11 protein-coding genes are annotated in these 10927 nt (G+C 68.6%); 10 read left to right on the top strand and 1 reads right to left on the bottom strand.

What is annotated here, in order from left to right; genetic code table 11:
• Window positions 1-9 precede the first annotated feature (9 nt).
• The 4 genes from eccCa (at window position 10) to RMCN_RS28265 (ending at window position 5542) form a co-directional block, all read left to right on the top strand.
• Window positions 10-3717: a type VII secretion protein EccCa gene (gene eccCa / locus RMCN_RS28280; protein ID WP_067396350.1), complete on the top strand. Its 3708-nt coding sequence runs from the start codon at window positions 10-12 to the stop codon at window positions 3715-3717.
• Window positions 3714-4844 (top strand): type VII secretion-associated protein, encoded by a 1131-nt coding sequence (locus RMCN_RS28275; RefSeq protein WP_067396246.1) that lies wholly within the window; start codon window positions 3714-3716, stop codon window positions 4842-4844. The genes eccCa and RMCN_RS28275 overlap by 4 nt, the downstream gene beginning before the upstream one ends.
• A 67-nt stretch (window positions 4845-4911) precedes the next feature.
• On the top strand, window positions 4912-5235 hold the full coding sequence (locus RMCN_RS28270; RefSeq protein WP_064345654.1) for a WXG100 family type VII secretion target: 324 nt from the start codon (window positions 4912-4914) through the stop codon (window positions 5233-5235).
• Window positions 5236-5245: 10 nt separating this feature from the next.
• On the top strand, window positions 5246-5542 hold the full coding sequence (locus RMCN_RS28265; protein ID WP_067396243.1) for a WXG100 family type VII secretion target: 297 nt from the start codon (window positions 5246-5248) through the stop codon (window positions 5540-5542).
• A 105-nt stretch (window positions 5543-5647) separates the two neighbouring features.
• Here RMCN_RS28265 and RMCN_RS28260 read toward each other — a convergent pair whose 3' ends face one another.
• Complete coding sequence (locus tag RMCN_RS28260) at window positions 5648-5839, bottom strand: excalibur calcium-binding domain-containing protein (RefSeq protein WP_064345995.1); 192 nt, start codon at window positions 5837-5839, stop codon at window positions 5648-5650.
• A gap of 307 nt (window positions 5840-6146) precedes the next feature.
• Here RMCN_RS28260 and rplM point away from each other — a divergent pair, with 307 nt between their 5' ends.
• The 6 genes from rplM to RMCN_RS28230 all read left to right on the top strand — a co-directional run bounded on the left by rplM (window position 6147) and on the right by RMCN_RS28230 (window position 10920).
• A complete protein-coding gene (gene rplM / locus RMCN_RS28255) occupies window positions 6147-6590 on the top strand; it encodes a 50S ribosomal protein L13 (protein ID WP_064400572.1) in 444 nt (147 codons plus the stop codon).
• Complete coding sequence (gene rpsI, locus RMCN_RS28250; protein ID WP_084377816.1) at window positions 6587-7066, top strand: 30S ribosomal protein S9; 480 nt, start codon at window positions 6587-6589, stop codon at window positions 7064-7066. Before rplM ends, rpsI begins: the two co-directional genes overlap by 4 nt.
• A 236-nt stretch (window positions 7067-7302) precedes the next feature.
• Complete coding sequence (locus RMCN_RS28245; protein WP_067396240.1) at window positions 7303-7719, top strand: hypothetical protein; 417 nt, start codon at window positions 7303-7305, stop codon at window positions 7717-7719.
• A 133-nt stretch (window positions 7720-7852) separates the two neighbouring features.
• Window positions 7853-9190, top strand: a complete 1338-nt coding sequence (gene glmM, locus RMCN_RS28240) for a phosphoglucosamine mutase (RefSeq protein ID WP_067396237.1) — start codon at window positions 7853-7855, stop codon at window positions 9188-9190.
• Window positions 9191-9230: 40 nt separating this feature from the next.
• Window positions 9231-9527 (top strand): DUF7162 family protein, encoded by a 297-nt coding sequence (locus tag RMCN_RS28235; protein ID WP_067396234.1) that lies wholly within the window; start codon window positions 9231-9233, stop codon window positions 9525-9527.
• Window position 9528: 1 nt separating this feature from the next.
• The gene (locus RMCN_RS28230; protein ID WP_067396231.1) at window positions 9529-10920 is read left to right on the top strand and encodes a hypothetical protein; all 1392 of its coding nucleotides are present in this window, start codon (window positions 9529-9531) and stop codon (window positions 10918-10920) included.
• The last annotated feature ends 7 nt before the right edge of the window (window positions 10921-10927 follow it).

Raw genomic sequence — 10927 nt, 5'->3', positions numbered from 1 at the left:
CATCTCTCGATGGAGTCCTCCCGGCCAGCATGCGGCGTCGTGGTGAAATCACCACCGGCGCTGCCCAAAGCGGCTTCCACCAATCCTGTCGCGCGCCTACTACCGCTGGCGGTGCTCGTCGCAGCGGTCGGCATGATGGCCGTGTACTTCACCTCCGGCGCCGGCACCAACCGCACACCGATGTTCGCATTCTTCCCGGTGATGATGGCCGTGTCGGTGCTCGGCACGATGCTGTACGGAGCGCGCGGCGGGGCGGACCGATTTGCCGAGATCGATCGCGACCGGCGCAGCTATCTGCGCTATCTCGATGAACTCGACGACGAGACCGTGGCGACGGCCGCTGAACAACGCCGCCAACAGTATTCGCGCCACCCGGCACCCGAGTCATTGTGGGCGCTCGTGGGCACCCGGCGAATCGTGCGACTCGGTCCCGACCACGACGACTTCTGCTGCGTCCGGGTGGGTGTAGGTGATCAGACGCCGTGCACACCGTTGGCGGCACCCGACCTCGGGGTTCCCGAGGACCGCGATCCGGTGACGGTGTCCGCGATGCACGCTCTGATTCGGCAGCGGTCGGTGGTGCCGCGATCACCGGTCGCGGTCTCGCTCCGGCAACCCGGCGTCATCGCGGTGTGTGGCGATGACGAGCCCGCGCGCGGATTGGTGCGTGCGATGGTGTGCCAACTGGCGGCGCATCACGAACCCCACCAGGTGGCGATCGCGGTGGTCGCCAGCCGTGAGACGTCTCACGAGTGGGAGTGGCTCAAATGGCTACCCCACTACGAACATTCAGCTCATACCCTGAGCGGCAGGCTCGGCCGGCACCTCGTGGTCGTCGCGGATGAGAGCCCGGTAGCCGGTGAGATGCTGACGGAGGCGAACGGTGCCTCGATCGTCACGATCGGAGCCGACCCGGTCGAACCGGTGTCGTGTCTGCGTGTTGACGGCGAGCGCCTGACCGTGCGCATCGGTGAGCGCCCCGAGGCGGATTGCGAGCGCGACTCGCTGACCCTGACGCAGGCCACGATGTGTGCGCGGCAGCTGGCGGGTCACAGGTTCGACGCCGCGACCGCCGGTGGCATTTCGACGGTGCGCGGCTGGCTCGACCTGATGGGCATCGACCGACCGGGTCGGCTGACGCCCGAAAAGCTGTGGACGCAAAGCAAACAGATGCGACCGGTACCCGTCGGCGTAGCGGACGACGGAACGCCGGTCTGGATCGACATCAACGAGGCTGCCCGCAACGGCATCGGCCCGCACGGGCTGTGTGTCGGCGCCACGGGATCCGGCAAGTCCGAGCTGCTGCGCACACTGGTGCTGGGCATGATCACGACCCATCCACCGGACGTCCTCAACCTCGTCCTCGTCGACTTCAAAGGCGGAGCGACATTTCACGGCTTGGAGCGGTCGCGGCACGTGGCGGCCGTGATCACCAACCTGGCGGGCGAAGCCCACCTCGTGGCCAGGATGAGCGACGCGCTGGCCGGAGAGGTCCACCGCAGGCAGGAGTTGCTGCGGGCGGCAGGCAATTTCGTCAACGCCGCGGACTACGCCAGGGCTCGGTCAGCCGGCGCTCTGCTGCCGCCGCTGCCCGCGTTGTTCATCGTCGTCGACGAGTTCTCCGAGCTGCTCGCCCAGCACCCCGACTTCGCCGAGCTGTTCGTCGCGATCGGCAGGCTGGGCCGGTCGCTGGGAATCCACCTGTTGTTGGCCAGTCAACGACTCGACGAGGGCAGGCTCCGCGGATTGGACACCCACCTGTCGTATCGGATCTGCCTCAAGACGTTCTCCGCCGGTGAATCCCGGGCCGTCCTGGGTGTGCCCGACGCGTACGCTCTGCCCGGCACCCCAGGCGCGGCCCTGCTGAAGACGGCCACCGGGGACCTGATCCGATTCCAGACCGCGTTCGTCTCCGGCCCCTGTCCTCGACCGGACCCCGAAGACAGCAGCGAAGTTCGGGCGCCGATGATCTTCACCGCCACGTCCGCGTCGGTCCAACCCGATGAGCACGAGGAAGCTGGACCGGCCGTTCTCGACGCGGTGCTGGACCGCGTCGGGGGACGAGGGACGGCCGCGCACCCCGTGTGGCTGCCGCCGCTCGGCGCACCACCGACGCTCGACTCGATCACGTCGACAGGTACCCGAGACCCGTTCAGTGCCCCGATCGGTCTGGTGGACAGTCCGTTCGAGCAACGCCGCGACCTACTCGTCGCGCAGATGGCCGCGGGGAACGCCGCCATCGTCGGCGCCCCTCAGTCGGGGAAGTCGACGGCCGTGCAAACACTGATGCTGGCCCTCGCAGAAGCGCACGGCCCCGACGAGATCTCCCTGTACGTCCTGGATTTCGGCGGTGGTGCGCTCACGCGCCTCGCGCAACTACCGCACATCGGCGCCGTATCGGGTCGAGCCGATACGGACCTGTGCCGTCGCACGGTCGCTGTCATCGAATCACTGATCCGGTCGCGGGAAAAGCTGTTCCGGACAATGGGAATCGGGTCGATGGCCGAGTATCGCGCGCGCCGCGCCGCGCAGGATCCCGCCGCGGCCGGCGACCCGCACGGCGACGTGTTCCTCGTCGTCGACGGGTGGGCTCACCTGCGTCGCGAACTCGAGCAGTTGGAAGCGCCGATCAGCGCCATCGCTGCGCAGGGTCTCGCGTTCGGCGTGCACGTGGTGATCACCGCCTCGCGGTGGCCCGAACTGCGGCCAGCGTTGAAGGACCAGATCGCGACCCGGATAGAACTGCGCCTCGGCGACCCGGCCGAGTCGGAGATGGACCGTCGCCGCGCACGCTCGCTGACCAACTGCCCACCGGGCCGGGGTATCACCGCCGAGGGGCGCGAGATGGTGATCGCGCTGCCGCGCTTTGACGGCGTGCCCAGCACCGAGGGACTCGGCGAGGCGTTGGCCGCAACCGTCGAGCGGCATCGACAGCGCTGGCGCGGGTGCTGCGCCCCGCGCATCGAACTGCTTCCGGCGCTCGTGCGGTATCCCGAGTTGGTCGGGTGCAGCCTGGGATCGGCCGGGGCGATGGTGCTCGGCCTCGAAGAGCGCGAGTTGGCGCCTGTGACTGTCGATTTCACCGAGCAGATGCACATGCTGGCCCTCGGGGAGGGCGGTTGCGGCAAGACCTCATTGCTGCGCGTGATGTGTCACGAGATCGTCCGGACTCATCGCGTCGAGCAGGCGCGTCTGGAGATCGTGGATTTCCGGCGCTCCCTGCTGGGCGTCGTGGAATCCGAACACCTCGCCGGATACGCGGCGTCACCGGTGGCCTTGGCAGCGAGACTTCCCAAACTTCTCGCGATGCTCGAGGCCCGCATGCCCGGCGAGGACGTGACACAACAGCAGTTGCGCGAGCGATCGTGGTGGTCCGGCCCCGAGATCTTCCTCGTGGTTGACGATTACGACTTGGTGGCCGGATCGACGGGCAACCCGTTTGCCCCGCTTGCCGACTTCCTGCCCCACGCCGCCGACCTCGGTCTGCACGTAATCGTCGCCCGCCGATCGGGAGGCGCCGCGCGGGCGATGTTCGACCCACTTCTCGCCGGAATGCGGGAGATCGGTTGCCTCGGCGCGATGATGAGCGCAAGCGCCGACGACGGTGTCCTGATGGGCTCGGTGCGGCCTTCGTCGATGCCGCCGGGGCGCGCCACGCTGATCACCCGCGGCGAGGGCGAGCGCCTCGTCCAGGTCGGCTGGGTGGAGCCGCCGTGAGACACGCCGTCGTCGAGGTCGGGCCGGTTACGGTGCGCGGACCCAATCCGCCTGACCCCGAACTGGTCTCGTTGGCACTGGATGCCATCGACGAGGACCTCGTACTGGTCGGCGAGGACCCCGCGCCGGTGTCCGAACTGTGGTCCCGGCTGATGGAAGTCGCGGTGGGCGGCGCCGAGGACGTCCTCCTCGTCTGCCCGACGTGGTGGCCGGGCGCACGGATCGACCGCGTCCGCGAAGCGACGACGGCGACGACCGTCGAGGTGATCGAGCGTACCGCGCTGCTCCAGCGGCAGGCGCGCGCAACCGTCGTCGAGATCGCCACGGAGCTGGTCCTTGTCACTCGTCTCGGAGCCCGCCCCGTCGTCATCGCCAACGTCGACGACGAAGTGGCGAACAGGGTGGCCGCAGCGGTCGGGTTGGCGGGGCCGGTGTTGATCGATGCGCCAGGTGTCCTCGGGTCGCTGGGCGAGGCGATCGCTGACGGGTTGCGCGAGAGGGGCATAGGGGTGCGCTTCGCCGACGAGGGCGCCGTCCGTCGCCCAGAAGCCGAACCTCCCGTGCCCGATGGCGGTACCGCCGTGTGTGTTTCGAACCAGCCGCGACGGGCGGCGGTGCTGACGGCCGTTCTCGCGACGATGGTGGCGGTGTGCGGTGGGTTCGTCCTGCGCGGTGGTGACCGGCAACCGAACATCGCGTCAAACCTGTTGGTGGAGGGGCGAGTTCAGGTGATGGTGCCTGCGTCGTGGCCGGTCGAGCACATCACGTCAGGGCCGGGCTCGGCCCGCGCGCAGATCACCTCGCCGTCGGACACCGACGTAGCGCTGCACCTGACCCAGTCGGTGGGCGCGCCGCGGGCGGACCTTGCCGAGACTGCCGCCGCGTTGCGAAGCGCCCTGGCCGGTGAGCCCGGTGATGTCTTCGTCGACTTCAACGCCGCCGACACCCCGGCGGGCAGGACCGGTGTCACGTACCGGGAATTGCGCCCGCACCATCACGTCGCATGGACCGTTCTCGTCGATCACGGTGTGCGCATCGCCATCGGCTGCCAGAGCGCACCGGGTCGCGAATCCACCGTCCGCGAGGTCTGCGATCAGGCGATCAGGTCGGCACAGGCGATTTCTTAGAAATCGGGTGGAACCGGACCGGCGTGCGCTGCGTCGTACCAGTCAAGACCTAGAGGAGAGGATCCCCATGACGACACCGCAAGGCGGTTCGCTCAACACCGATTTCGACCTGATGACCGCGGTCGCCGGCCAGACCGACGCGCGCAACGAGGAGATTCGCGCGATGCTGCAGTCGTTCATCGGGCGCATGACCGCCGTGCCGCCGTCGGTCTGGGGCGGCGTCGCGGCGACGCGCTTCCGCGACGTCGTCGACCGATGGAACGCGGAGTCGCTGAAACTGCATGCGTCACTGCAGCGGATCGCCGAGACCATCCGGCTCAACCAGCAGACGCTTCGGGAAGCCAACGAGAGCCATTCGCACCGCATCGGCGCGGTTGCCAACAACCTGTAGAGGAGTCGTGATGGACCACGTGTTGTCGTACAACTTCGACGAGATCGAATACACCGTAAGGCAGGAGATCCACGCCACCTCGGCCCGGCTGAACGGCGCCCTCGAAGAGTTGCGTGTACAGATCGCGCCGCTCCAACAGGTGTGGACCCGCCAGGCGGCCGAGGCGTACCGGCTCGAGCAGGCGCGATGGGAACAGGCGGCCGGCGCCCTCAACGAGATCCTCTTCAGCCTGGGCAACGCGGTTCGCGACGGCGCCGACGATGTGGCCGCGACCGACCGCAGCGCCGCAGGCGCATGGGGTGCCTGACCGGGAAGAGGCTTGTGCGGTCCCAACTGGAGGGGAGCCAAAGGGGCCGCACGGTAAGCGCCACCGTGGTCGAGGAGAGCGGCCACGGTGGCGCATCACCGTCGACTACTCGCAGGCGATGCCGTCGCCGTCGCGGTCCAGGTGCTCTGCGTACCCGTCCTCGCCCTGCATGATCGGCGCCACGCCGGCCTCGCGGGCAGCGGAGCAGTTCTTGTAGTACGTGTCCGCCGACGCGGTGGCGGCCCCGGCGGCGGTTGCCGCGACGACGAATGCGGCAACGATCAAGCCACGAATCATTTTCACTCCATTGGGATCTTGAACTTTCGGATGCGAGACGGCCGGTTTGCTGCACCCCCGCGACGACGCTAAGCGGACGGAATCGAAAATGAATCAGGGATTTCCCTATGCTTTGGTCTCACCCCTCGGGCTTCGGGCCGATGCACCGTTTTGACCTGCGGCGACGCGCCCAGGTAAGCTGCCTCGTTGGCGTGCGGTAAGCACGGGTCCTCGGGTCAACGTCGGTCGCCGAGATCACCCCACCGGATACGCCTGACCGGCACCCGGACCACCGGGACAGGAAACCCGATAGAGGAGAGGTAGCGCTGTGCCTACGTACACGCCGAAGGCGGGTGACACCACACGTTCGTGGTACGTCATCGACGCCACCGACGTGGTGCTCGGCCGGCTCGCCGTGGCAGCAGCCAATCTGCTGCGCGGCAAGCACAAGCCGACATACACGCCGAACGTCGACGGTGGCGATTTCGTCATCATCGTCAACGCCGAGAAGATCGCGATCGCCGGTAACAAGGCGGACCGCACGTTTTTCTACCGCCACTCGGGTTACCCCGGTGGTCTGCGCAAGCGCTCCCTCGGCGAGGAGATGGAGAAGCACGCCGACCGGGTCGTCGAGAGGGCGATCCTCGGCATGATTCCCCACACCAAACTGGGCCGTCAGGTGAAGAAGAAGCTGCGCGTCTATGTCGGGCCGGATCATCCGCACACCGCCCAGCAGCCGATTCCGTACGAGATCAAGCAGGTGGCGCAATGACAGAGGCGACTGGGACCGAGACCGTTGACAACACTGATGCCGTGACCGAGGCCGCCGCCGAGGCGACGCCCCGTGAGCCGGTCTTCATCGACCGCCCCATCCAGACCGTCGGCCGGCGCAAAGAGGCCGTCGTGCGGGTTCGCCTGGTTCCTGGAACGGGCCAGTTCAACCTCGACGGCCGTAGCCTCGAGGACTACTTCCCGAACAAGGTCCACCAGCAGCTCATCAAGGCTCCGCTGGTCACCGTCGATCGAGTGGAGAGCTTCGACATCTACGCCCACCTCGACGGTGGCGGCCCGTCCGGCCAGGCGGGTGCGCTGCGTCTGGCCATCGCCAGGGCCCTGATCCTGGTGCAGCCCGAGGACCGGCCCGCACTGAAGAAGGCCGGCTTCCTGACCCGCGACCCGCGGGCCATCGAGCGCAAGAAGTACGGCCTGAAGAAGGCCCGCAAGGCGCCTCAGTACAGCAAGCGCTGATCGATCCGCGAAAACCGCCGATGTGCACCGCACACCGGCGGTTTTTGCATTCAACGTGGCGCTGCGGTCTTTCTCACAATCGCGCGGTCCCGGTTTCGTCGAGCGGCCCGACGTGAATGCACCGGGGTTGGAGGCGGCGGCGCTGCACGCGCGGCAGACCGCAACTGCCACCGGTACGAGCCAGTCACCTCGTGGGGGGATCGGATCGTCGTCTCCTGACTGAGAAGGAGCAATTGATGAAGAACGCGAAGACACTGACCGCGGGCGCCGTGTTGGGCGGCTCGCTGCTCTTCACCGCCGGTCTGGGCATGGCCATGGCACAGCCGGACACGGCTGCGGACAACCGCGTCAACGTCTCGATCGGTAACGCCGGTGTCCTGCAGGACGTCGACGTGACCGCCGCTGCGCAGATCGCCGCCGACGTGTGCCACACCGACGTGAGCTCGGTGACCGCGTTGGCGCAGGCCGCCGACACCGAGGGCACCGAGAAGACCGTCTGCACCAACAACCTCGGCACCGTCGCGATCCAGCAGAACGGCCCCGGCCACTCGGAGAACGCACCGGGCCAGGCCGAGCAGCGTGAGGCGACGCCGACGTCCGAGGCGCCCACTACCTCGCCGACGGCCCCGACCGCCGAGAACGGCGCCAGCTAACAGAACAACCTCACCGCCCGCATCCGGTCCGGATGCGGGCGGTGGGTCGCGTCCGGGTACCGATTCGGCGACGGCACGGCCCCCGACACACGCGGTTGGCTCTCCGGCCGCCATCTATGAGAAATTTGTCGGCATGGCTCGACTGTTCGGCACCGACGGAGTGCGCGGCGTCGCCAACCAGGATCTGACCGCCGAGCTGGCGTTGGCCCTCGGTTCGGCCGCGGCGCGTCGGTTGGCCTCCGCCGGTGGCCACGCCAGGCGGGTGGCCGTCGTCGGCCGCGATCCCCGGGCCAGCGGCGAAATGCTCGAGGCAGCGGTCATCGCCGGGCTGACCAGCGAAGGCGTCGACGCGTTGCGCGTGGGGATACTGCCGACCCCGGCCGTCGCCTACTTGACCAGCGCGTATGACGCGGACTTCGGCGTGATGATCAGCGCCTCGCACAACCCGATGCCCGACAACGGCATCAAGATCTTCGGTCCCGGCGGCCACAAACTCGACGACGCCACCGAGAACCGGATCGAAGAACTGGTCCATCAGGGTCCCGGAAGCCGGCCCACCGGCGCCCGGATCGGCCGGGTGGTGGACGCCGCGGACGCGCTTGACCGGTATCTGCGACACGTCGGCAAGGCCGTCACGACCAGGCTGGACCAACTCACCGTCGTCGTCGACTGCGCCAACGGCGCGGCCTGGGCTGCCGCGCCGCAGGCCTACCGGGCCGCGGGCGCCAACGTCATCACGATCAATGCTCAGCCCGACGGGTTGAACATCAACGAGCGCTGCGGCTCGACGCACATGGAGACCCTGCGGTCCGCGGTGGTGTCGTACGGAGCTGACCTGGGCCTCGCGCACGACGGCGACGCTGACCGTTGCCTCGCTGTCGACGCCCATGGGCGCGTGGTCGACGGAGACGCGATCATGGTCATTCTCGCCCTGGCGATGCAGGAGAGTGGCGAACTGGCGTCGAACACCTTGGTGACGACCGTGATGAGCAACCTCGGCCTGCACCTGGCCATGCGGGCGGCCGGGATCGACGTCTGCACGACGAGCGTGGGGGATCGTTACGTCCTCGAGGAGCTGCGCGCCGGCGGGTACTCGCTCGGTGGTGAGCAGTCGGGCCACATCGTGATGCCGGCGTGGGGCACGACGGGCGATGGCATCGTCACCGGGTTGCGGTTGATGTCGCGCATGGCGCACACGCGCACCCCGCTCGCCGCGCTCGCCGCGCCGATGCAAACGCTGCCTCAGGTTCTGATCAACGTCGAGGTGGCGGACAAGGCGACCGTCGCCGACGCGCCATCGGTCCGCACCGCGGTCGCCGAGGTGGAGGCCGAACTCGGCGACACCGGTCGAATCCTGCTGCGCCCGTCGGGAACCGAACAGGTCGTGCGGGTGATGGTGGAGGCGGCCGACGAGGACACCGCGCGGCAGTTGGCCGTTCGGGTGGCCGAGCAGGTCAGCGCGCAACGCTGAGGGTGGAACCGGTCGGGGTCGCCGCGCGTCCAACTCCTATATGGACGCATCACGTGTCGATGTCGCCGCCTTGTCGAGTGTCGCGCGGCAATACCAGGGTGTGGCCGACGCCGTCGACGCCGCCGTACGAACGCATCTCAACGGTTTGGCGTTCGACGGGGCGTGCGCGGGGCGGTCCTATGCCGCAGGAGGTGACGCGGTGCGGTCGACGGTCGACGACGTGGTGAATCAGTTGCGACGATGGTCACGTGCCTCGGCCGAGATCGCCGTCACGCTTCGCGCGTCCGTCGACCGGTACGCCGAGGCCGACGCGCGCGCTGCCGACCGGTTGGCTTGAGATGAGCGAAACCTTGGATGCGGCAGCGCGGTTGGCCGACGGGGTGCCCGGCGTCGGCGATGTCGCTCAGTACGTGCTGGCGTGCCAGAGCCTGGGCTACCGGCATCCGGATCTGACGGCACACCCCGGCCAGATACACGACTGGTACGCCGCCGAGAACGGTTTGGACTTGGCCGCTCTCGAAGCCGACTGTGCTGCACTGCAAGCGGCCGCGACGGCGGCCGAGGATGCACTCGCGCGCCAGGAAGCTCAGCTGGCCGCGCTGACAGATGCGTGGCAGGGCCTGGGCGCGAACGCATCTCGGGAGTTTCTGCGCCGCCACGACGAGGCGGCGACCATCGCTGCGGAGGCGGTCCGGACCGCCGCATCCGCGCTGACCGATCTGCGCGAGCGGCTGTGGCGGGCGGTGGACGAGAAAGTGGCGAAGGTGCTGGCCATCGGCGACGGTGTGCAGGCCAGACGCGCGGACTGGTTGGCGGCCGCCAACACCGTCACCACGGGCGCCGGCGACCGGGCGGTCGCCAGTGAGTTGGTGGACCACGAAGTGAAGCCGTTCGTGGACACGGTGATCGGCGGTGAGTGGCTTTCGGCGATGAGGGAGGCCGCCGACGCGATCAACGCGGCCTATGAGGCGGCGACCACCGAGCTCGCGTCCGAGTCCGAAGCCGCGTTCGACATTCCCGGCGAGCTCGGACCGGCATGGACGCCGTCGTCGGCGGCGGGTGCCCCCGCATCCCCGGCGGCGGGTCCCCCCGCAATCCCGACCTCAGGCGTCGCGGTAAACCCGGCTGTACCGGCTTCCGTCATACCGGCCGGATGGGGCGGATCAGCGGCCCCGCCTCCGCTCGCACCGCCTGCCGTACCAGTTGCGGCGCCGCCGCCACCCGCGCCGTCGCTCCCGACCGAACCTCCGGTCCCACAGCCAGCGGCCGCTGCGTCGTTGCCTTCGCTCGGCGGAGGAATGCCCGACTTCGGAGGCGGCCTTACGAGTTTCGGTCAGCAACTGGGTGACATGCTCGGCGGATTGCTGGGCGACGGTGCGCTCGACGCCGCCATCGACGATGGTGAGCCGAATGTCCTGCCCGAGCCCGATCTCGACGAACGCGCCGACAGTGAAACGGCAGAGGCTGAGGAGGCTTCAGAGGCAACTGATGCCGGCGAGGCTATCACCGATGAGGCGGCTGGGCCCGACGAGGCCACCGATCCCGCGATCGCCGAGCCGATGTGTCAACCCGAACCACACGCGGCGGCGACGGTGCCTCCAGAACCACCGGGGGTGCCTGCCGAGCCGCCGGCGGTGTCGCCGGAGCCGCTGGCGGTGTCGCCGGAGCCACCGGACGCCGGTACGCCGTGCGAGATCGCCGCCGATGAGCTACCGCAGGTCGGCGAATGAGCGAGGG

Origin of the sequence: Mycolicibacterium novocastrense (genome assembly GCF_001570485.1) — a bacterium.
GTDB classification, from domain to species: domain Bacteria; phylum Actinomycetota; class Actinomycetes; order Mycobacteriales; family Mycobacteriaceae; genus Mycobacterium; species Mycobacterium novocastrense.
This window is presented reverse-complemented; position numbering and strand designations above follow the sequence as displayed.

What these genes read in the sequence shown, in the direction of transcription:
- RMCN_RS28245 (WP_067396240.1), top strand. Translation starts at nt 7,303, where the DNA reads ATGAAGAACGCGAAGACACTGACCGCGGGCGCCGTGTTGGGCGGCTCG.
- glmM (WP_067396237.1), top strand. Translation starts at nt 7,853, where the DNA reads ATGGCTCGACTGTTCGGCACCGACGGAGTGCGCGGCGTCGCCAACCAG.
- RMCN_RS28270 (WP_064345654.1), top strand. Translation starts at nt 4,912, where the DNA reads ATGACGACACCGCAAGGCGGTTCGCTCAACACCGATTTCGACCTGATG.
- eccCa (WP_067396350.1), top strand. Translation starts at nt 10, where the DNA reads ATGGAGTCCTCCCGGCCAGCATGCGGCGTCGTGGTGAAATCACCACCG.
- rpsI (WP_084377816.1), top strand. Translation starts at nt 6,587, where the DNA reads ATGACAGAGGCGACTGGGACCGAGACCGTTGACAACACTGATGCCGTG.
- RMCN_RS28265 (WP_067396243.1), top strand. Translation starts at nt 5,246, where the DNA reads ATGGACCACGTGTTGTCGTACAACTTCGACGAGATCGAATACACCGTA.
- RMCN_RS28260 (WP_064345995.1), bottom strand. Translation starts at nt 5,839, where the DNA reads ATGATTCGTGGCTTGATCGTTGCCGCATTCGTCGTCGCGGCAACCGCC.
- RMCN_RS28230 (WP_067396231.1), top strand. Translation starts at nt 9,529, where the DNA reads ATGAGCGAAACCTTGGATGCGGCAGCGCGGTTGGCCGACGGGGTGCCC.
- RMCN_RS28235 (WP_067396234.1), top strand. Translation starts at nt 9,231, where the DNA reads ATGGACGCATCACGTGTCGATGTCGCCGCCTTGTCGAGTGTCGCGCGG.